The following is an 18,433-nucleotide window of genomic DNA, read 5'->3' as shown; positions in this document are numbered from 1 at the left end:
CAATTGGTTATTAATGATTAAGTTCATATCCATTTCTTATCTCTCCTTTGGTATAGGGGATGCCCCTAAAATAGTGTTAATTGCACTGATCGCCTTGGCTCGGCTGGTATCCATTGCTTGCCGTATTCCTGCATCCATTCGGCTACTGTCTTACGCCGATTCCATTCGCTCCGTGGTATCCAACTCGTATTATCTCCCTGCATAGCAGCGTTGTATGGGGCAAACCATTTGGGCAGCATCATTCCTAACAGATGCACGCGAGCTCTGACAGGGCCGCACAGCAAGCCATCAAGGTAACGAATGCGTTCTTCCTCAGACATTCGCACGGTCCCGCCGATGAATACCAGTTGTTCCGTTTGCAGTAACTCCGTATCTCCGCCAGGTTGCAAGATGGGAACCGGACTGTATCCGCGCCGCCTCATATCCTGTAAATACCATGCTGTAGCTTCCGGGTTGCCAATCTCGTCATACTGCATGTATTGGTGTCGGGATTTAACATTACGGTCGATATAAGCACGATAGCCTTGGTAGCTAATACAATCCTCCGTGAACGTCCCAGGGTCCCATATCACGATTACGCATGTATGGCTCAAGCCAAGACGGGTATTTCCGCAGCAAGGTCGCGCTCAGGAGCCAATACGGAACAGTGCTGGCCTGCTCTGCAAGGTGTTTCCGGTTGACTCCGGCGACGTAGATAATCCGTTCCATGTTCATCGCCCTTTCTGCCGAGATGCCTTCCGTAGTCTTGGAGCTGCTTTCCCACAGGACAGTTGGTTTTACAGTGCTTGTCCAGCTTGGATGTTACGTTGCCATACTTTTTGTTAAATTCATCCCGTGTCGTGCAGCCGGAACACTTTTGGTCCAATAGATCGGCAATTGCTATAACTGCATCTATCCGGTTCATGTGTCTCTCCCCCTTATGGAGGGTTGCCCCTCCTAAAATAGCGTTAATTGCATATTCTCTATACGCTTCATGCCAGCTTCAGCAAAAGCCTTGTCCCGTTCAATGACAATGTATTTACGGTTGGTACGAATAGCTGCTGCAGCTGTGACGCAACTACCTCCGCAATTGTCCAGCACCGTTTCACCTTCATTCGTGTAGGTGCGTATAAGGTATTCACACATCTCCACGGGCTTCTGATTCGGGTGTATTCGCTCCGGGTCGTCATTGTTCACTACCGGAAAATACAGCACGCTACGGGGCAGCCTGTCCGTCTTACCTGCTTCATTTGACCAAGGTGTTCCAGAGCCATACACAGTTGATTTATGGTTATTTGTCGCCTTGTTCATGGGCTTATGTCCCGATGTTAATTGTGGATTGTAAGTAGGAGGCCGCTTATAAAACACTAAGATATTTTCATGAGCCTGCAGCGGCATGACTCCTGAGTTCAAATGTCCGGTCGCCTTATTTTTCTCCCAAATCCACTCATATCTGAATAGCTTGAGATTGCTGGCTGCCAACGTCTTATCAAATGGCGCCTTGGCAAACAGGACAATCGCTCCATTATCCTTTATGATCCGTTCGTAATGCCGCCATAGAGGGGCAAACGGCAGAACTGCATCCCATGGGCTTTTCGTAGTGCCGAACGGCAGGTCACACAGGATCATGTCTACACTACCTTCAGGTATGCCAGGAAAAATATCGAAGCAATCCGCATTGATTATTTGGTTCAGCATTGGTTTAGACATCCTCGGCTTCCCAATGTTCAACATAATCAAAAGTGTCAGTCTGCTCACTGCTATATAGCATCCAAGTGAACGTTTCTGCCTCGAAGTTAATAGACTTCACTTGCACGGGTTCTGAAAAGTTAATGTGCTTGGCCTTTAGAGATTCGATTTGTATTTTCATTGTGTTGCCCCTCCTTCTTGTCCCCTATGGGGCTTAAGCGTTAATACCGGGTACTTTAATGCCTGCTATTTCAAGAGCTTTCGCCATACCTTTTCGATAAATTACGTCCTCCGTGTCATATTCCGCTAAATAACCTTTTGGTTCTTTGAAATGTGCAAGCATCTGTTCTTCCATCGTTAGTTGCACTTCGTAGCCGATGTATAAAGCGCGGTTTAACATAACTAATGTGATGCCATCCAACGCCCCGTTTTCTTTTGTCGCAGTTACGAAATCCCTTATAACTCGTTCCCATGAATGGTTTTTAATTTTGCTTTCAATCGACTCTACCTGCGCTTGGGTTAAAATTGCTTTATCCATGTGTTACGTCCTCTCTGCCCTTGGGGGCTATAGATTTAATCCTCAAAACGCTCTCCATAACCATAAGATGGAGCCGGCTTACTAAAATTGTTCAAGGCATCAGATATCATATTTGTAAAAACAAGCATTTCTTTATCATCCATTGCTTCCAACAAACGCACTTCCCTAGCTTTCAAAGTTCGTCCTGCCGCTGAAGTAATCAGTTCAATGACTGGCTTTATGCTGTTCAAGCGTTCATTTTTATCGAATTCCACACGCTGCCGCGCCGCCAGTTTACGGTTGTGCTCTTCCCAATCCTGTTCATCGAACCAAAAGTAATCGCCGTATTTATCACGGAATGCCGATATCCAAAATTGAAGGAGTTCTTCATTTATTTGTATCCGATCATGGCAAGGCCAGCAGAGCCGCAGTCCGTTTGTCTTGACTCCTCGCCCTTTTCGCCCACGCGGATAAACGTGATGAGTAGTCGTGGCTTCGGCGGCTTTGCAACATTCACAGATTCCGTTTGAATCAGCAATCAGTTCCGCAATTACATCTTTCGGGAATTCTCCACGCTCCTTGGTATTAGGCCGTGACTGGTGGTGAGAGAGGATATCTTTCTTCCATTCAGGAACAGGTTTTTTATCCTTTTTCCGTTGTCCAAGGCTGCTGTAAGCCTTCTTTTGCCTTGGCTTTTTCTCCGGTTTCCAAAATGTTTGATGGGACATTCCCCTCGCCACCTTTCCGATAATTCAAATTCGTTTTTCCTTTGCTTATGCTTATATTTTGAGCCTAAACCACTACGGCTCCACTACGGATTTTAGAGGTTTTAGCAACCCCACTTCCTCTAAAACGGAATAATGTTTATACCTTTCTTCCGTTGTTACACGCACTTTATTTATCGTATGTGATGCGTAGAAAGCTACAGCCTGCTGGACCTCAACAGGCTCATCTTCGAGCTTGTTTAAATCGAGCTTTTTCACAAGCTCCCCTCCCTTATGCGGCGATTATATTTCTCTTGAAAATCACCCTTTATTTTAGGCGGTAAGGTATCAATTACCTCATCCCATATGTTCAATAATTGACTGTTAACTGAAGCGAACTTCTGTATATCTACGTAACGTTCCACCAATGCTGTAGTGAACTCATCCATTTCTTGTTCTGTCATACACCATGCCTCCATTACGTTTTTTGGTTCCAGTACAATGTTGCTCGTTCGGATACAATGTAGAGCGTAGGAAAAGTTTCCTGAGTTGATCATTTGGCTTGTATCAATCTCACCTGAGAATCTCCGCAATGCTGTGGACTTGAATATTTTATTCCATATCGTATATCGAATTGTAGTTCTTGACCTAATAATATACGATATCGAATATAGAGTCAATGCATATTGCTAATAAATATTCGGTATCGTATAATTCGACTGAGAGGTGAATTGCATTGCTTAAAGTGAAACCGAATTTGACGCCTTTGTTAAAAAAGAAAGGTATCATTCAAATGGAATTGTCTGAAATGACTGGAATTCCACAAGGTTCAATTAGTAGATTTGATAAAAATAGTCGCCATGAAGCCTGGCATTTATTTGCTATCGCTAAAGCGCTAGATGTTACCATTGAAGATTTGTTTATTACTGAGGAGCAAGAGGATTAAGGACCTCTATGCTCCTTTTGTTTTCCTCTTAGATCGGGTTTAGCAACCTTTCGAGTCGAATGACTTCTTTCTGAAGGTATTGAATCAAATCAGCTGCCTCTTCCAAGGCCATGAGTTTCCAGTCATATGATTGATCGGATACCTGGTCTATGGTGGTTCCATACTTCTTTAGACCTTTCTCGTTTTGCTTGTCCAGCAATTCTATGATCCGTTGTGTTACTTCTGGACGTTCAATTTCATTTTGAGAGTGCTTCATTTAATCGCCTCCTCCGTCTCCGGTAGAATAAGCATATCTCCGTCATACTTCAACTCCGCCTGATTAGGGTCAATCACTGGTCCCCAATGGTTATTAGCCTGCATGATGCGGACTATATCAGCCGCATATGTTTCGTCGGTGTTAACTACCAGATAGGTATTTAAAGCTGGCTTTCCATTCAGATGTCGCAACTCTTGGATTTTCCAAAGAATGCGGGACAACTCACTTTTATCCCGATCATCAAGGTAATTCTCAGCATCCTCATTTTTGATTACGGTGAATCTGACTTTTATTCCGGCCAGTTCTGACATTTTTAATCTCTCCTTCGGCTCGTTTTACTAATTTATTGATTGTTCGCTTTCGATCTGCCCGTTCTTTCTTGGCCTGCTGTGTTGGGATAAATTCGCCACGCCGCTTTACCAGTATTTCAATTGGTAAAGTCGGGTATTTTAGTAGGAAAAGCTTCAACTTCACTCTAAAGGCAGCCGTTTCAACTCCCTTTATGTCAATTACTCGCTGGCTTCCGTCAAGATCAGTAACAAGGAAATCTGCAATGTAGGTCACCTTCGGGCTTTCCTGTAAGACGTATTTGGGCTGACAGACAAAATCCTTTATTTCCCCCAGCTGCTTCAGCAAGAGCAATTCCTGATAGTACTCTCCTTCCACTTTGCTGTCGAAGCGAATACCAGTTACATCAAGGTTATATTTCTTTACCAACCATTCCTCAAATAGAGTTCCATCGGCTGTTACAATGACTTTTTTGGCATTGTACTTACTCATGCATCTACCGTCCTATACGGTAACACAACATGAATGCTTTGCTTATCCTCGCCGCTTAGAAAGAAAATAGGCTGCATTTTCCCGGAAAAGATCAGTGTTACTCGTTCTCCATCCAAAGCTTTCAGAGCATCCATTGCATATTTAGCATTTAAAGCGATTGTAAAATCCTGACCAGTAAAATTGATAGGAACAATACTTTCACTTGCCTTACCCGTTTGTTTCCCTTTACCTCGAATGCTTACTTCTTTCTCAGCAATGTCCAGCCTAATCATATTACTCTTTTCTTCTTTTGCCAGAGTATAGATGAGTTCAATGGAATCCAAAAGTTCCCGTTTATTTACCTCGACTTTTGTAGTACCTTCCGGTACAGCGCTCATTAGCTGCGTGTCTGGATAGACACCCTCTAGAACGCGTGAATAAAATGTAAACCTCTCCGTCCGAGCAAACGCATATACCACTTGACCATCATCAGACTTCGAGAATCCGAATTCTACATTATCCTTATCCGTTATGATCTTTTGAAGCTCCACAAGACCTCTTGCTTCGATTACAGCATTTCCGAATTCGCCTGACGCAATATCTTTTTCGGTTTTTGATAGCCGATGCCGATTAGTAGCTTGCATTCCTACTTTTCCGTCTTTGAGATAAACATTGGCGCCTGTTATGATCGGCAAGTCTTTCGCGTCAATATTTGCTGCAAAAACAACCTTTTTGAATAAACCCTTTAAATCTTTTCCTGATATCTCAATATGTTCATTTTCAGCAATCGTGGGAGGCAAAGGGAATTCTTCTGGATCTAACCCAGCCATTTCGATTTCTTTATTCTGTGATGTGATAATCACATTGAAACCAGCATTAGATTCAATTCGGACATCCCCGTTAATTTTCTTGAGCATTTCCAAGCACAGTTTAGGCAGAACTACTCTGCCATTCCGTTCAATTTGAACATGTTCCTCGAAAATATACGATTGTATCGTGGCCCTATCATCAGTTCCTGTTACTGTTAGCCCCTTGTTGTTAGCTTCGATTAAGAAGCAACCGAGTATTGGCATGATACTTTTAGCTGAAATAGCTTTGCTGGCATCTTCCAGAGCTTCAACCAGTAAAGCACTGTCCACTACTATATTCATAATCTCTGACCTCCTCCTTTACCGCTTCCTTCTTGGCGTTTGGATTGCATTCTGGACATGGACCTAATGTCATCATGGAGCCAATGAAACTGTATGCTACCTTACTGCCCCCACATGTTCTGCACATATGCTTACCCCCTGCGTCTATTCCGTCCGCCTACTGGCAGTATTTTTACAAATGGTTCTATTCGCTCAATTATCCGGGCCGCTTTTTTGTCATTCTGTTTCTGTTCGCTCGGCTTGCTATCTTTCACATTCGCCAAGTGCTGTTTCAACTCACTCATTGTTAAATTAGATGTGTAGATCGTCGTTAGGCGTTCCATACGTCGCTGAAGTATAGGTCCTAAAACTTCATCCCTTGTCCAAGTCGTTAATGACTCTGCTCCAATATCGTCCAATATCAACACAGGAACTGTCCTCAAAGCATCAAGCTTGCTTTCAACGCTCTCTGTCTTTGATCCAATCGCATCCTTGATCTCCAGTAGAAAATCAGGAACATAGACCATCAGTACGCTTACGTCACGCTTAGCCAACTCTTGGGCAATGGCTCCAACGATCCTGCTTTTGCCTACACCCATTTGACCGTAAAAGTATAGTCCTGTTGTCGTTTCTCCGGGAACAAATTCATCACAGAAGCTTATTGCCGCTGCAATTGCAGATATCCGCTGCGGGTCAGGTTCAATGTCTTCGAAGGTGGCATTCAGGATGTGAGCCGGGATGTAATGGCTCCTGATCCTCTCACCTATTCCTTGCTCTCTTTCGTGAGTGACCAGCAATGGGCATTTTTGAAGTCGGAAGACCAGTTCATCACCTTTGGTCGGGCTAGGTTCTGCAACACTTGTATGCCCCTTCTGTTCGTTTTGGCAAGCAAGCAACCCTGGACACTCGCTGCATTTATCGCAATAGGATATATGCTGTGACAAATCTCTATATCGTTTTGGTTCGGTCAGATCCTTGGTTCGGTCAGGAAATTCACTTTTTAATCGCTGAACCTCAGGATGGTTTGCTAGACGTTCCAGCACCGCAGACTGTCTTATGGCAAAACCAGCGGGTACTAATGCCTTTAGTTCTTTACCGAAGCTCTCCATATGGCATTAACCTCCCTGTTTAGCCCTCAGTTTTGCAAGCATATCCGCAATGTCTGCTTCTGTGTACTCACTTGGTGTCACATCTTGTGGTTCAGCTTTATCAGGCAAAGTACTTTCACCCCCTTGATTTTTTCCAGCAGCTTCCCTATTTGCATGTAAGGAATACACAATAGTTGCGCAATAACTAAGGCTCCGTATCTCATCCCATTTATTTTTCGCTTTAAAATTATCGAAAGACTGATCAATCCCATCCAGCACTGTTCGGAGCGGTATCCTGGCAGTTGCGAAATCATTCACGACAGATTCATCATTCATCGTTATTTCAAGGCCCTTGCCTCTGCGCTGAAGATACTTTTTGGCAATTTGATTTCGGTATTCCGTTGAGGAAACTACCCGATCAGAGTCGGCATCTGCTTCGGCAAGAACGGTATCTTGGTTTTCCTGTTCGGATTGTGAAATGTCAGATTGTTCAGTTAAACAACAACTACTGTCTTTAATATTGTCTTTAAACCTGTCTTTAGGAGTGCCTTCGTCCTTACTGCCACAAGGGTTTTCATCCTCTTTGACTTCCACTTTTCGTAAGTCGTCACTTACACTTTTCGTAACTCCTGACTTACACTTTTCGTAACTTTCCACTCCATCACCCGCCTGTTCACTTACACTTTTCGTAACTTTATTTCTGGCAAGATTTAATGAAATCAGTTCTTTGAATTTTTCCTCGCTCCATTCTTTAACGAGGCTTACACGCCATTCATCATAATTTTTATTGAGAGAATAAATTTGCTTACCATCCCACTCTATTACCTTGCACTGCTTCAGATAGGTAATTTCCTTCTTAGCGTCCTGTATACGTACACCACACAGCTCAAAATTAGTTAGTAGAGGGATTGTTGCACTTTTCTTCTGGCATCCGTAGGAAAGCCGCAAAATGAGTTTTAATATCTTTTGCTGCCTCTCAGTAAACTTTCGGCTTATGATCTCATCCCAAATGCTGTTGGCTATTCCTATGAAACCATCTTTTAATTGGGGACTTACCACTCACCTCACCCCGGAACTTTCTGAATACTATCTAGTCCCGCTGGCGTTGTTTCCAAACTCCGCTAGCAGAACCTTTAAGCTGTATTTTAAAGAGTTTATTACCTGGTCATTACTTTCTACAGCATTATTCCAGCGGACTTTATCAGCTTCTGCATCTGCTTCTTGAATGCGAAGTTCAATTACCGCCAATTCCGCACGCTGCTCCCTTAGGTTCTTTGCTGCAATATATGCTTCAGCATAAACGCGTTTCCTCTCAGCATATTTCTTCTTATAATCCCTTACGGCCTCAGCTGCCTTACGCCCCAGGAGAATCTGGACTTCGGTCAGTAATTCAATCTTACGTGCCAGTGTAGCAGGGTAATCATGGCTGCATTGATCCGCAAGACTATAAAGCTCTCCGAGCGTATATTGTTTTTGTAGAGACAATGCAGCCACTCCTTTTTTATACATGCGCTCCTATATGGAGTAATCGTTCTCTAACCTCAGGCCAAAGGTGTGCTTGTCCACCTTCGCCATTTCCATCCTGGCAGAACCATTTTGAAATAGTTGGCTTACCGCCTGTGACGTAATCCCGTAAACCTTTAACCCAGGACGATTCTGTACTCGACATAGCCAGTGAACGAGTGTAGAGAGACATAATTCGAGGTGGATCATACTTTTTCTCACCCAGTCTGTGGCCTAAGAAATATGGGTTCCCTTCGGTTTCCATCAGACTAAGTCGGCCATTATCTTTTTTAAAGAACTGGAATTTACGACAGGTCCAGTTGATTTCATATAAGTAATCCAGCACGCTATTCGCTAACTTAATCCTTCCGTCTTTCCCAGCTTTTTTAGCTGCTGTATTCCACTCCTTTAAATTAGCCTCACTAGGAATGAATCTGGATTTTGGGTTGTGATGACCTGATCTCTTCGTCAGTTTTCTAAGACTGTTTTCGGGTTTTGTAGCAAGGTCAAACAATTCGAAACTTGCCAGGTTGGTATAGTAGTCTTTATTAACTATGACCCACCACATATTATTGATATTGTGGTAGACGGTCCCGCGCATCAACGTTCCTTTTCTGCCTCTGAAATATTTCACTTCGCCGTTATTAATCCGTATCCCATCTTTATCGAGAGCGTTATAATCAGGAAGATTTTCTGAACTCCAGTGTCTGCTTGGTGAATTAAGCTCATGAAACACCTTATCGTATGACGTTTTTAGTACTGGTTCAGAGTCACAAGTAAATCCTTCCTCCAGTAAAAATTGTTCCATATATCTGACTTCAACTAGAAACCGCTTTTGGAGTAGATAAGGCATCTTTTCAAATTTGTTAAAGTCATATCTACCGCCGTTTGGGTTCTCTACATTAATTTCTTGATAGAATTCAAGTTTTGCACCACAATTATATTTTTCACCAACAAACAGAAGTTCTCCCTTGTTGCCAGCAAAACGATCCTTCGAAAGAATAGGATAGTCACGGTCTATTTGTGGATCTGATCCAACGACAAAACCTCTATTTCTCATCATGTCTAACATCCGTAAAAAGGTAGGATGAGATATTTCTTTATCGCCTCTTACAGCTATGCTTGTATTCCAGATGCTAAAATCCTTGTCTCCTCTCATAAGACAGGCCTCCTGTTTTCATTTTCAAAATCTTGTGATATACTTCCGTTGAATTGATTCTTAAATGATCGTGTTGGTAGCACGATTGTTTGTCAGGGCTTCTCTGTCTTTTCTTTTGCGGTATAACTTACGGCAATAGTAATTACAGAAAAGTCCTTCTTCTTTTGGATTAGGAAACTTTTGGCCTGCAAAGACTTCTTTCCCACAATGCTCGCAGATACCTATCCCTTTACCGGATATTTTGTATCCCGATGGTTTAGGAGCTTCAAGGCCTTCATATTCTTCATTTTTAAATTTCTCCAGCTTACTTAATTGAGCAGTTAGTAAATCTATTTGGGCATGAATTTCGTCATTAGGTAATCCAAATTTCACAGCGTCAATGCTATCCTCATATAACTCACGTAATTGCGCTCTAAGCACCCTAGATTGTTTATGCTCGTCCAACTCTCTCAGCTCCATATCTCCGCTTCAAGTTCGGATATCTTATCTTTTAATCGTTTTTCTTGTTCTTTCAAAGGCTTCATTTTTTTGATGCACACATGATTAGGCCATAGACTATCTGTAATTGCATATTGAGTTTTATAAATGCCTTGAAGTTTTTGTTCATTAAGTTCCTTTTCCTTTTGAAGAGCAAGCCTTTTCTTATCTTGTTCGGTTAACTTCAGCATCTCAGTATCTACTGCATGTTGACAATTCAACTTCCGATGCATGAGTAGTACAGCGAATATAAGTGAATCTGCTGGTTGATCCAATGTAAACTTGATGCCTTCATCATCCACGATTGGAATTGAATAAGTGGTTTGAGTTTGGTAACTCATTTTGCCTTCGCCTCACGCTGGATATTACGAACGATAATGGCGTGCTGCAAAGAATTCTTAGACCACAACTCAGCCAATTGTTCAAGCGTCATAGCCAACTCCCCTTTAAATGTAGTCTTCTGGACGAAACTCTTTAACGAAGTAAATGGAATCATCAAAATCTATGCGCCGGATGTGACTGTACTTTGCAACTGAGAACAAAACTTTCAACTTACTCCAAATCATGCGGCGATATTTCCCGACCGTTTCGTTAAATTTTCCATCTGTCTCCTTGTAACGATCTTTTGTGAGAGTAATGGACCTGATTCTTACTGCATCCTGTAACTGATAGCATTCAGCATCTGTAAGCGTCACGCTATCCCGAACCTCTTGAACCATCATCTTAACTTCTTCCACTTTTTCAGTGACATCCAAATGCATTTGCTTGATACCGTCCACAAGGCCACGAATTGCCATACCTTGAGCCTCCGTAAGCTGCATCTGCTTTTCGACAACAGACAAAAAATCAGGCTGCTGATTAGGATTAATTAATGTCATTTCTCTACCGCCTTCCTGCCGTTCACGGCTGGTCGAATCTGTTCAACAAAGGCTTCCAGCATGTCCAAGCTTTCGGACAACCGCTTCTTTTCAGAGCTACTAGCACTACCTATTGCACCCAGCATGAATGAAGTAATTCCGACTTTTTGTAGAAACTGCTTCACATGGATGCTTACCTGGATTGTGTTGCTATCTGCCTCGAATCGGAGCTTCTTCATTTGTGCTGCGGCCTGCTGATCGTTAAAATCGTCAGGCTGTTGAAGTTTGATAGCCTCCAGTTCTTCTTTAGCTCTCTGGTAACCACTCTTCAATTGTTCAACTTTTAAACGTTCTTTTTCCAAATCATCATTAAGCTTGTTTTTCCAATATTCATCGCGTTGCTTGAGCTGCGCTTCCGCTTCTTTTTCCTTTTGACGAATGAAAATGCCTGTTTCTTCCTCATGACGCTCTACAGCCGCGGAAACGGCATCCTCAAGTTGATCCGCAGGAATGGCATCTTTGTACTGTCTTTGTAACTCAAGCTTGTCCCGTTCTGCCTGCTCTGCTCTTTCCTCTGCCTCACGCACAGCAGCTTCGAGCCGAGCTTTGGTTTCTACAAATGCCTTGTGAGTGCTAATCAAGCCTTCATCAAGCTGCTGAATGATTTCAGGAGTAGCATTTTCCGCAATAAACTTAGCTTTGTCGTACTGCCTGCCAGAGCCAAAGCCTGCCTGATTCGCTACAATATCCCGAACTTGTCCGGTAGGTTGGTCAGGAAAATTTCCCGTACCTCCAGACATGCGCTCTTTGGCCTTCAAACGTTCTACCTCTTCAAGTCGCCGCGCCCATTCTACTCGCTCGGAAAAAGTGAACTCCTTACGATGTTCATTCTCGGAAATCTCAAGCTGAAGTTGATGCTCAAAATCCTTGATTTCCATAACTCTTACCGTCACTTCTGAGCGTCCAAGGAACTGGTGCGCTCTCAACCGCCGCTCTCCAGCAATCAACTGATAATCCGGTGTTACTACAATAGGGTTAATGAGTCCATTCTGTTTAATATCTCGAGCCAGTTCTTCTATCCCGCCAAAATCCTTACGGATTCGATTACTGACTTTGATCATGTTTATATCTATTTGCAAGTTTTTTCTCCTTTCTTTAATGAGTTATCTTTAAGAGTGGAAGAATTATCGTTGATCCAAGTGAAAACATGATCTCTTGGATATCTTGCTCTTATTTGCTTGAACTTCGGAAATGTTGGAATATCTACGATTTTATTCACTGCCGAAAGCTCAACTTGTAGAATTTCTTTAAGGTTATTTTTGGTGAGCAATGTGGGGAAGCTGTATTTTTTTCTTCCTTCTTCCACTCCTAACTCATAAGCCTTCTTAACAAGTTCCTGTACATACTTGTCGATCTCAGGAATATGAACATTCATTGTTGTTTCCATTTAATCATTCCTTCTCATTATTGTTTTTCTAAATGTCCAGCTCTTATCATTAAATCTTCATAACTTAAGTCCAAAGCGTATGAAAATTTTTTTATTGTATCTGGTTTAGGCGTTCCTCTCTTTCCAGTTTCAATTCTTGAAATTTGAGCAATACTAATTCCAGATAATTCTGACAACTCAATTAGGTTTAGACCTTTCTTTTTTCTGCGGTTTTTTAAATACACACCTAAAGTATTGGTCATTGAAAAGCTCCTCTCTTTCCCTACAGGCAAATAATACTACTTCTTTTCCTTTTGGTAAAATTTATTTATCGCCGTTTTCCAGTATAAAATTAGCTAATACGCTTAATTTCATCTGTTTCCTTAATAATCCTAACTAAATATTTACCTCTAGGTAAAATGATGTTATTATGTTACCAATAAGAAAAAAGGTGGAGTTGTAGTGTCAAACGAACTTGGCATTTGGATTAAGCATGTACGTGATAGCAAGGGGCTAACATTAACGGATGTTTCAAAAATATCGGGGATAAGTATCGCCCAATTGTCAAGAATTGAGACGGGTAAACGAAATGTACCAAAACCTGATACGTTAAAGAAAATTTCTTCAGCTTTAGATATATCCTTTAATGAATTAATGATAATTGCTGGACACATCGACGTGAATGATGATGATGTATTAATCAAGATTGATGATCATGATTCGAATCTTTACCTTGACGAAAAAATTAAACAGGTAGCACGTTTACTTGTAGATGAAAACGGTAATTTTTTATCATTCCTTCATAAAGAATTGTATACAATTTTTAGTTCGATTGAGATTAATGATGAAACTAGCGCTTTTTACGAATTATATAAGAAAGGTTTAGTTGAATATGAAAACGATCCTGACACTCTTATAGAACTCACTCAAGATACTTTTAATTTAGTGTGCAACTTCGCTATTCTGAAAGATGTTATTTTAGAAAAATTAAATTTCGAACAAAAAGAATCGATTTTAAATGAGTTAACAAAGATATCTAAACGACATAATTTATCGAAATCTTCAAACTCAATTGAAGATGCTGCCAAGAAAATTTCATTAAACGATACTAAAGATTTAGAAAAATTCCTTAATCAACCTGAAATAAAGTTTAACGGAAAGTTAATAACAAATGAGTTGAAACAACGAATCTTAGGATATGCTGAAGCATTAATTGACCAAGAGAAAAAAGACCTCAAAAATGATTTCTAACGTTAAACAAAAAAATCACTTCTACTTTTTAGGTTTATAGCTGAAAAGCTATTTCCTATACAAATAAAACCGAACATACATTCTAGAAAGGAGGATATATGGTTATTTTCTCAATCTATTAAGAGGAGAGTTTTAGTATGGCATCGTTTAAAAAATACAAAACAAAGACAAAAGGAACACTCTGGATGTTTAAAATTGATACCGGAGTCGATCCCAAAACAGGGAAGAGGACAAATACAACACGAAGAGGATTTGCTTCTAAATCCGAAGCTAAGTTGGCCGCTGATGAATTAGAGGTTCATTTACAAGATGGAACATTGATAAATGAGAGTAAAAACATTTTAATTAGTACATTTCTTGAAGACTGGGTAGAAATATATAAGAGAAAGACTGTAAGAAATAACACTTATAAACAACATAAAAATAATATAAAAAACCATCTAGTTCCAAACTTAGGATTCGAAAAAGTCACTAAATTAACCAATGCTCAATATCAAAATTTCATTAATGAAATGATTTCAAAACGTAGTAAAAGAACTGTTGAGATTATTCATACAACCATGTTGAGTGCTATGTATAAAGCTGTGGAATTAGAAGTAATTAAAAAAAATCCTTGTTCCAAAATTACTATACCTGATCCAAATATCAATAAACTTAAATCACCTGATACTTTGAAATACCTTACGAAAAAAGAAGTGTTTGATTTTTTAAATGCTGCCTTTGTAGACAATTGGAAATACTACATTTTTTTCAAAACTCTGATTGAAACTGGTCTAAGGAAGGGGGAAGCTCTCGCTTTGCAAAGAGATGATGTAAACATTGATGAAAAAAGGATTATAGTAAACAAAACATTAGTATATGATGAAATGAAATATGAAAATATTTTTTCTCCACCAAAAACAAACGCTTCAAACAGAAAAATCCTTATAACGGAAAATTTATCAAGAGAGCTGAAAAGCCACATAGTAAAACAAAAAGAAGACGAATTGCAACTTGATCAAGTAGACAGGAATGATTTTGGATTAGTTTTTAATCGGGGCGACGGACTACCATTTGCGAAATCAACTTTGCAACGGGCTTTTAAAAGGATATGCAAAAACGCAGGCATAGATAAGAACATCACAATCCATGGACTAAGACATACTCACGCTGTTCTGATGCTGGAATCGGGAGCTAGTATGAAAGAGGTCCAAGAAAGATTAGGTCATGCATCTATAGAAGTCACTGCCGACATTTATGCTCATATTACTGAATTTATTGAGGTACGTAGCATAGATAATTATGCAGCTTATATGAACTATCCCCAAATCAATTAGTCGCGGTCAAAATCGCGGTCAAAGTAGAAAAGCCACTTACCTTTGAACTAAAAAGAAAAACCCTGACATGCTAGAAAAACCAGCAATGCCAAGGCTTTATGTCTTTTAATACAGCGTCAGATATTGATCACGTTCCCACTGATGAACCTGTGTGCGATACATATCCCATTCAATTTCCTTAAGCTCATAGAAGTAGGCTAGAGCATGGTCGCCCAGTGCGTCAGAGATAACTTCGCTCCGAATAAGCTCAGACAAAGCTTCTTTCAAGTCTGCTGGCAGACTTGGAATGCCTTCTTCAATCCGCTCTTCCTCAGACATTACGTAAATGTTACGATCAATCGGAGCTGGCAGAGCCAACTGACGTTTGATACCATCCAAACCAGCTCTCAGCATCACTGCCAAGGCCAGATAAGGATTCGCCGCTGGGTCAGGGTTACGAACTTCGACGCGAGTGCTCAGACCACGAGACGCGGGAATCCGAATCATTGGACTGCGATTGCTTGCAGACCAAGCCACATAACAAGGCGCTTCATAACCTGGTACGAGGCGTTTGTAAGAATTCACCGTTGGATTCGTGATCGCTGCCATTGCACGTGCATGTTTAAGAATACCAGCCATATAGTGGCGGGCCGTCTGGCTTAATCCGAGTTCGTCCGTTTCATCATAAAATACGTTTTCATTGTCCTTAAACAACGATTGATTGCAGTGCATACCGGAGCCATTTACACCAAACAAAGGTTTTGGCATAAAGGTAGCATGCAAACCATGCTGACGAGCAATCGTCTTAACAACGAGCTTGAACGTTTGAATCTGGTCGGCAGCTTTAATTGCATCTGCATATTTAAAGTCAATCTCATGCTGACCAGGTGCAACTTCATGATGAGATGCTTCAATTTCGAAGCCCATCTCTTCAAGCTTAAGTACAATTTCACGACGGCAGTTTTCACCCAGATCCATCGGAGCCAGGTCAAAATACCCGCCTTGGTCATTCAGTTCTGTAGTCGGCTCGCCTTTTTCATCCGTTTTGAATAAGAAGAATTCAGGCTCTGGTCCGACATTCATCGAAGTATATCCCAACTCTTCTGCTTCCTTAAGTACACGTTTCAAGATGCCCCGCGGGTCACCTGCAAAAGGAACTCCGTCCGGCTTGTAAATATCACAGATCAAACGAGCTACACGATCCGAGGTTACCCAAGGGAATACAACCCAAGTGTCCAAATCCGGATATAAATACATATCAGATTCTTCAATACGCACATAACCTTCTATGGAAGATCCGTCAAACATCATTTTATTATCCAATGCTTTTTCCAGTTGACTAACCGGAATTTCAACGTTCTTAATAGTGCCCAGCAAATCTGTAAATTGCAAACGAATAAAACGAACATTTTCTTCTTTCGCAATCCGAAGGATATCTTCTCTGCTATAACTCACTCTAACCTCTCCCTTTCTATAACGACTATATACGAATCGGTTGTTCTATAAATTACTTAAATGATGAGACCGGATTTTAAAGTAAAGCGACCTTATGCCAAGAGGTAAGTCAAAGCATTATCTCTTATTGAAGAACCGTGATAATTCGCCTTGGATTAGGGATACCTGTCCTGGTCTTTTGCCTGCAACAAGTTGTTGTTTCAGCAAGCGGTGAAGCTGAGTATCGGACATTTCACGGCGTTTGACTTCCGTATCTGCAGTAATAACCGTAGCTTCCTCCGATTCCTTGGTAACCGGATTCATGACTTGTTTAATTCCCGCAATGTTAACACCCTTCTCGATCAACGCCTTAATTTCAAGCAGACGCTCTACGTCATTAAAAGAAAAAAGACGTTGGTTTCCCGATGTACGGGCAGGAACTATCAAGTTATGCTGTTCATAATAACGAATCTGACGTGCTGACAAGTCCGTTAGCTTCATGACAATACCTATTGGAAATAAGGCCATATTTCTGCGAATTTCGTCGCCCATTTGTCATCAACCTTCCAGTGATCTATTATTCACCTTATTGTACATTTAGCTGATGCAAAGTGTCAATGACATGTTAGAAATACTCACAATAATTTACGTTCTTTCATCGTTTGCAGAGCCATAAGCACTCCAAATTTAACATGAGAGTAGGTTAAGCCCCCTTGCATGTAACCAATATAAGGCTCACGAATTGGAGCATCTGCGGATAGTTCCAAACTTCCCCCTTGTATGAACGTACCTGCTGCCATGATAACTGGATGCTCATAACCCGGCATATCCCACGGCTCTGGCACCACATGGCTATCCACGGCAGCCGCACGCTGAATGCCCTGTACAAAAGCAATTAGATGCTCTGGTCCGCTAAAAGAAATAGCCTGAATCAAATCCGTACGCTCTTCATGCCAGGCAGGTTTGGTCTCAAATCCCATCTCCTCAAAGACCGCAGCTGCGAATACGCTCCCTTTAACCGCTTGCCCAACCAGTGTTGGAGCAAGGAATAGTCCCTGAAATATGCCTCGTGTAGTACCTAGCATGGCACCTACTTCTCCACCGATTCCAGGTGCAGTTAATCGGTAGGATGCTAGCTCTACATACTTTTGTTTGCCGCAGATATATCCACCCGTTTCTGCAATGCCACCACCGGGATTTTTAATCAACGAACCTGCCATCAAATCGACACCTACCTGAGTAGGTTCCAGCTTCTCGGTAAATTCACCGTAGCAATTGTCAACAAAGACAATGACGTCAGGTTTTATTTCCTTCACACGTGCTGTCATTTCTTCAATATCTGCTACACTAAACGAAGCTCTCCAATCATAACCGCGTGAACGCTGAATACCGATCACTTTGGTATTGGCATGGATCGCAGCCTCCACCGCTTCCCAGTCCACTTTACCTTCCGCTGTCAGTGCGGTTTCTCCATAAGTAACACCAAAATCCTGCAATGATCCTGTTCCGTCGCCGGGCTTACCAATCACTTTGTGGAGGGTATCATAAGGTCTCCCAGTAATGTACAACAGTTCATCCCCTGGACGCAGCACACCAAATAAAGCAGTGGCAATTGTATGAGTGCCCGAGGCAAAATGCGGACGCACCAACGCTGCCTCCGCACCGAACACATCCGCATAGACTTCCTCCAGCACCTCACGCCCCCGGTCATTGTAAGCATATCCCGTAGAACCCGCAAAATGAAAATCGCTCACTTGCTTCCGCTGGAATGCCTGAATAACCTTCCACTGATTTGAATCTACAATATGATCTATGTGCTGTATACGTTCTTGTATTTTATGTTCTGCCGTTTCCTGAATTTGCTGAATTTCTGGACTAAAAACTACCATTTACCTTCTTGACCCTCTCTCTTACGCAGCCTTAGGCTATTCATGTTATATTATTGTTCGCTTTGAACGATGAG

The 18,433-nt window shown here is 41.6% G+C and carries 28 protein-coding genes; 3 read left to right on the top strand and 25 right to left on the bottom strand.

What is annotated here, in order from left to right; translation table 11 throughout:
* Positions 1 to 65: 65 nt before the first annotated feature.
* The 8 genes from C1T21_RS15235 to C1T21_RS15205 all read right to left on the bottom strand — a co-directional run bounded on the left by C1T21_RS15235 (position 66) and on the right by C1T21_RS15205 (position 3,353).
* Positions 66 to 593: a hypothetical protein gene (locus C1T21_RS15235; protein WP_258012470.1), complete on the bottom strand. Its 528-nt coding sequence runs from the start codon at positions 591 to 593 to the stop codon at positions 66 to 68.
* Complete coding sequence (locus C1T21_RS15230; protein ID WP_103048839.1) at positions 590 to 904, bottom strand: zinc-finger domain-containing protein; 315 nt, start codon at positions 902 to 904, stop codon at positions 590 to 592. The genes C1T21_RS15235 and C1T21_RS15230 overlap by 4 nt, the downstream gene beginning before the upstream one ends.
* A 32-nt stretch (positions 905 to 936) precedes the next feature.
* Complete coding sequence (locus C1T21_RS15225) at positions 937 to 1,677, bottom strand: DNA-methyltransferase (protein WP_103048838.1); 741 nt, start codon at positions 1,675 to 1,677, stop codon at positions 937 to 939.
* Positions 1,678 to 1,681: 4 nt separating this feature from the next.
* Positions 1,682 to 1,849 (bottom strand): hypothetical protein, encoded by a 168-nt coding sequence (locus C1T21_RS27355; protein WP_180984592.1) that lies wholly within the window; start codon positions 1,847 to 1,849, stop codon positions 1,682 to 1,684.
* 33 nt (positions 1,850 to 1,882) lie between these two features.
* Positions 1,883 to 2,206 carry a hypothetical protein gene (locus tag C1T21_RS15220; protein WP_103048837.1) on the bottom strand — a complete coding sequence of 108 codons (324 nt, stop codon included), beginning with the start codon at positions 2,204 to 2,206 and terminating at the stop codon, positions 1,883 to 1,885.
* 35 nt (positions 2,207 to 2,241) lie between these two features.
* Entirely contained in the window at positions 2,242 to 2,913 is a 672-nt protein-coding gene (locus C1T21_RS15215; protein ID WP_103048836.1) for an HNH endonuclease, read from the bottom strand.
* Positions 2,914 to 2,985: 72 nt separating this feature from the next.
* Positions 2,986 to 3,168 (bottom strand): hypothetical protein, encoded by a 183-nt coding sequence (locus C1T21_RS15210; protein ID WP_061829345.1) that lies wholly within the window; start codon positions 3,166 to 3,168, stop codon positions 2,986 to 2,988.
* Entirely contained in the window at positions 3,165 to 3,353 is a 189-nt protein-coding gene (locus C1T21_RS15205; RefSeq protein WP_103048835.1) for a hypothetical protein, read from the bottom strand. Before C1T21_RS15205 ends, C1T21_RS15210 begins: the two co-directional genes overlap by 4 nt.
* A gap of 272 nt (positions 3,354 to 3,625) precedes the next feature.
* On the opposite strand from C1T21_RS15205, the gene C1T21_RS15200 reads away from it, so the two are divergent.
* Positions 3,626 to 3,835, top strand: a complete 210-nt coding sequence (locus C1T21_RS15200) for a helix-turn-helix domain-containing protein (RefSeq protein ID WP_061829347.1) — start codon at positions 3,626 to 3,628, stop codon at positions 3,833 to 3,835.
* A gap of 28 nt (positions 3,836 to 3,863) precedes the next feature.
* On the opposite strand, the gene C1T21_RS15195 is transcribed toward C1T21_RS15200, so the two are convergent.
* From C1T21_RS15195 to C1T21_RS15130, 14 genes are all read right to left on the bottom strand, one after another.
* Positions 3,864 to 4,091 (bottom strand): hypothetical protein, encoded by a 228-nt coding sequence (locus tag C1T21_RS15195; RefSeq protein ID WP_076264681.1) that lies wholly within the window; start codon positions 4,089 to 4,091, stop codon positions 3,864 to 3,866.
* The gene (locus tag C1T21_RS15190; protein WP_179085381.1) at positions 4,088 to 4,402 is read right to left on the bottom strand and encodes a hypothetical protein; all 315 of its coding nucleotides are present in this window, start codon (positions 4,400 to 4,402) and stop codon (positions 4,088 to 4,090) included. The genes C1T21_RS15195 and C1T21_RS15190 overlap by 4 nt, the downstream gene beginning before the upstream one ends.
* Positions 4,353 to 4,871 carry a DUF1064 domain-containing protein gene (locus C1T21_RS15185; RefSeq protein ID WP_103048834.1) on the bottom strand — a complete coding sequence of 173 codons (519 nt, stop codon included), beginning with the start codon at positions 4,869 to 4,871 and terminating at the stop codon, positions 4,353 to 4,355. Before C1T21_RS15185 ends, C1T21_RS15190 begins: the two co-directional genes overlap by 50 nt.
* Positions 4,868 to 6,001, bottom strand: coding sequence for a DNA polymerase III subunit beta (gene dnaN / locus C1T21_RS15180; protein WP_103048833.1), 1,134 nt, complete (start codon positions 5,999 to 6,001; stop codon positions 4,868 to 4,870). The genes C1T21_RS15185 and dnaN overlap by 4 nt, the downstream gene beginning before the upstream one ends.
* A 131-nt stretch (positions 6,002 to 6,132) precedes the next feature.
* Positions 6,133 to 7,089 (bottom strand): primosomal protein DnaI, encoded by a 957-nt coding sequence (gene dnaI, locus C1T21_RS15175; RefSeq protein ID WP_103048832.1) that lies wholly within the window; start codon positions 7,087 to 7,089, stop codon positions 6,133 to 6,135.
* 6 nt (positions 7,090 to 7,095) lie between these two features.
* Entirely contained in the window at positions 7,096 to 8,127 is a 1,032-nt protein-coding gene (locus C1T21_RS15170; RefSeq protein ID WP_103048831.1) for a replication protein, read from the bottom strand.
* 27 nt (positions 8,128 to 8,154) lie between these two features.
* Entirely contained in the window at positions 8,155 to 8,577 is a 423-nt protein-coding gene (locus tag C1T21_RS15165; RefSeq protein ID WP_103048830.1) for a hypothetical protein, read from the bottom strand.
* Positions 8,570 to 9,730: a hypothetical protein gene (locus C1T21_RS15160; protein ID WP_103048829.1), complete on the bottom strand. Its 1,161-nt coding sequence runs from the start codon at positions 9,728 to 9,730 to the stop codon at positions 8,570 to 8,572. Before C1T21_RS15160 ends, C1T21_RS15165 begins: the two co-directional genes overlap by 8 nt.
* A 60-nt stretch (positions 9,731 to 9,790) precedes the next feature.
* Positions 9,791 to 10,174, bottom strand: coding sequence for a hypothetical protein (locus C1T21_RS15155; protein ID WP_258012469.1), 384 nt, complete (start codon positions 10,172 to 10,174; stop codon positions 9,791 to 9,793).
* 5 nt (positions 10,175 to 10,179) lie between these two features.
* Positions 10,180 to 10,548 (bottom strand): hypothetical protein, encoded by a 369-nt coding sequence (locus tag C1T21_RS15150; protein WP_103048827.1) that lies wholly within the window; start codon positions 10,546 to 10,548, stop codon positions 10,180 to 10,182.
* 105 nt (positions 10,549 to 10,653) lie between these two features.
* Positions 10,654 to 11,085 carry an ORF6C domain-containing protein gene (locus tag C1T21_RS15145; protein WP_103048826.1) on the bottom strand — a complete coding sequence of 144 codons (432 nt, stop codon included), beginning with the start codon at positions 11,083 to 11,085 and terminating at the stop codon, positions 10,654 to 10,656.
* Complete coding sequence (locus C1T21_RS15140) at positions 11,082 to 12,203, bottom strand: ParB N-terminal domain-containing protein (protein ID WP_103048825.1); 1,122 nt, start codon at positions 12,201 to 12,203, stop codon at positions 11,082 to 11,084. The genes C1T21_RS15145 and C1T21_RS15140 overlap by 4 nt, the downstream gene beginning before the upstream one ends.
* Positions 12,194 to 12,511 (bottom strand): hypothetical protein, encoded by a 318-nt coding sequence (locus C1T21_RS15135; RefSeq protein ID WP_103048824.1) that lies wholly within the window; start codon positions 12,509 to 12,511, stop codon positions 12,194 to 12,196. The genes C1T21_RS15140 and C1T21_RS15135 overlap by 10 nt, the downstream gene beginning before the upstream one ends.
* 17 nt (positions 12,512 to 12,528) lie before the next feature.
* Positions 12,529 to 12,753, bottom strand: coding sequence for a helix-turn-helix domain-containing protein (locus tag C1T21_RS15130; protein WP_103048823.1), 225 nt, complete (start codon positions 12,751 to 12,753; stop codon positions 12,529 to 12,531).
* 199 nt (positions 12,754 to 12,952) lie between these two features.
* On the opposite strand from C1T21_RS15130, the gene C1T21_RS15125 reads away from it, so the two are divergent.
* Positions 12,953 to 13,741 carry a helix-turn-helix domain-containing protein gene (locus C1T21_RS15125; RefSeq protein ID WP_103048822.1) on the top strand — a complete coding sequence of 263 codons (789 nt, stop codon included), beginning with the start codon at positions 12,953 to 12,955 and terminating at the stop codon, positions 13,739 to 13,741.
* 137 nt (positions 13,742 to 13,878) lie between these two features.
* Positions 13,879 to 15,057: a site-specific integrase gene (locus C1T21_RS15120; RefSeq protein WP_103048821.1), complete on the top strand. Its 1,179-nt coding sequence runs from the start codon at positions 13,879 to 13,881 to the stop codon at positions 15,055 to 15,057.
* Between the two features lie 105 nt (positions 15,058 to 15,162).
* Here the strand turns inward: C1T21_RS15120 and glnA are convergent, their stop codons facing one another.
* From glnA to C1T21_RS15105, 3 genes are all read right to left on the bottom strand, one after another.
* Positions 15,163 to 16,491: a type I glutamate--ammonia ligase gene (gene glnA, locus C1T21_RS15115; RefSeq protein WP_013310575.1), complete on the bottom strand. Its 1,329-nt coding sequence runs from the start codon at positions 16,489 to 16,491 to the stop codon at positions 15,163 to 15,165.
* 117 nt (positions 16,492 to 16,608) lie between these two features.
* A complete protein-coding gene (locus C1T21_RS15110; protein WP_007430683.1) occupies positions 16,609 to 17,022 on the bottom strand; it encodes a MerR family transcriptional regulator in 414 nt (137 codons plus the stop codon).
* Positions 17,023 to 17,105: 83 nt separating this feature from the next.
* A complete protein-coding gene (locus C1T21_RS15105; protein WP_013310576.1) occupies positions 17,106 to 18,359 on the bottom strand; it encodes a methionine gamma-lyase family protein in 1,254 nt (417 codons plus the stop codon).
* Positions 18,360 to 18,433 lie beyond the last annotated feature (74 nt).

The organism is Paenibacillus sp. F4 (assembly GCF_002894905.1).
GTDB classification, from domain to species: domain Bacteria; phylum Bacillota; class Bacilli; order Paenibacillales; family Paenibacillaceae; genus Paenibacillus; species Paenibacillus polymyxa_B.
This window is presented reverse-complemented; position numbering and strand designations above follow the sequence as displayed.

Excerpts from the sequence above, each read along its gene's own strand:
- C1T21_RS15230 (WP_103048839.1), bottom strand. The coding sequence starts at position 904 with ATGAACCGGATAGATGCAGTTATAGCAATTGCCGATCTATTGGACCAA.
- C1T21_RS15225 (WP_103048838.1), bottom strand. The coding sequence starts at position 1,677 with ATGCTGAACCAAATAATCAATGCGGATTGCTTCGATATTTTTCCTGGC.
- C1T21_RS27355 (WP_180984592.1), bottom strand. The coding sequence starts at position 1,849 with ATGAAAATACAAATCGAATCTCTAAAGGCCAAGCACATTAACTTTTCA.
- C1T21_RS15220 (WP_103048837.1), bottom strand. The coding sequence starts at position 2,206 with ATGGATAAAGCAATTTTAACCCAAGCGCAGGTAGAGTCGATTGAAAGC.
- C1T21_RS15215 (WP_103048836.1), bottom strand. The coding sequence starts at position 2,913 with ATGTCCCATCAAACATTTTGGAAACCGGAGAAAAAGCCAAGGCAAAAG.
- C1T21_RS15205 (WP_103048835.1), bottom strand. The coding sequence starts at position 3,353 with ATGACAGAACAAGAAATGGATGAGTTCACTACAGCATTGGTGGAACGT.
- C1T21_RS15195 (WP_076264681.1), bottom strand. The coding sequence starts at position 4,091 with ATGAAGCACTCTCAAAATGAAATTGAACGTCCAGAAGTAACACAACGG.
- C1T21_RS15190 (WP_179085381.1), bottom strand. The coding sequence starts at position 4,402 with ATGTCAGAACTGGCCGGAATAAAAGTCAGATTCACCGTAATCAAAAAT.
- C1T21_RS15185 (WP_103048834.1), bottom strand. The coding sequence starts at position 4,871 with ATGAGTAAGTACAATGCCAAAAAAGTCATTGTAACAGCCGATGGAACT.
- dnaN (WP_103048833.1), bottom strand. The coding sequence starts at position 6,001 with ATGAATATAGTAGTGGACAGTGCTTTACTGGTTGAAGCTCTGGAAGAT.
- dnaI (WP_103048832.1), bottom strand. The coding sequence starts at position 7,089 with ATGGAGAGCTTCGGTAAAGAACTAAAGGCATTAGTACCCGCTGGTTTT.
- C1T21_RS15165 (WP_103048830.1), bottom strand. The coding sequence starts at position 8,577 with ATGTATAAAAAAGGAGTGGCTGCATTGTCTCTACAAAAACAATATACG.
- C1T21_RS15160 (WP_103048829.1), bottom strand. The coding sequence starts at position 9,730 with ATGAGAGGAGACAAGGATTTTAGCATCTGGAATACAAGCATAGCTGTA.
- C1T21_RS15150 (WP_103048827.1), bottom strand. The coding sequence starts at position 10,548 with ATGAGTTACCAAACTCAAACCACTTATTCAATTCCAATCGTGGATGAT.
- C1T21_RS15145 (WP_103048826.1), bottom strand. The coding sequence starts at position 11,085 with ATGACATTAATTAATCCTAATCAGCAGCCTGATTTTTTGTCTGTTGTC.
- C1T21_RS15135 (WP_103048824.1), bottom strand. The coding sequence starts at position 12,511 with ATGGAAACAACAATGAATGTTCATATTCCTGAGATCGACAAGTATGTA.
- C1T21_RS15130 (WP_103048823.1), bottom strand. The coding sequence starts at position 12,753 with ATGACCAATACTTTAGGTGTGTATTTAAAAAACCGCAGAAAAAAGAAA.
- C1T21_RS15120 (WP_103048821.1), top strand. The coding sequence starts at position 13,879 with ATGGCATCGTTTAAAAAATACAAAACAAAGACAAAAGGAACACTCTGG.
- C1T21_RS15110 (WP_007430683.1), bottom strand. The coding sequence starts at position 17,022 with ATGGGCGACGAAATTCGCAGAAATATGGCCTTATTTCCAATAGGTATT.
- C1T21_RS15105 (WP_013310576.1), bottom strand. The coding sequence starts at position 18,359 with ATGGTAGTTTTTAGTCCAGAAATTCAGCAAATTCAGGAAACGGCAGAA.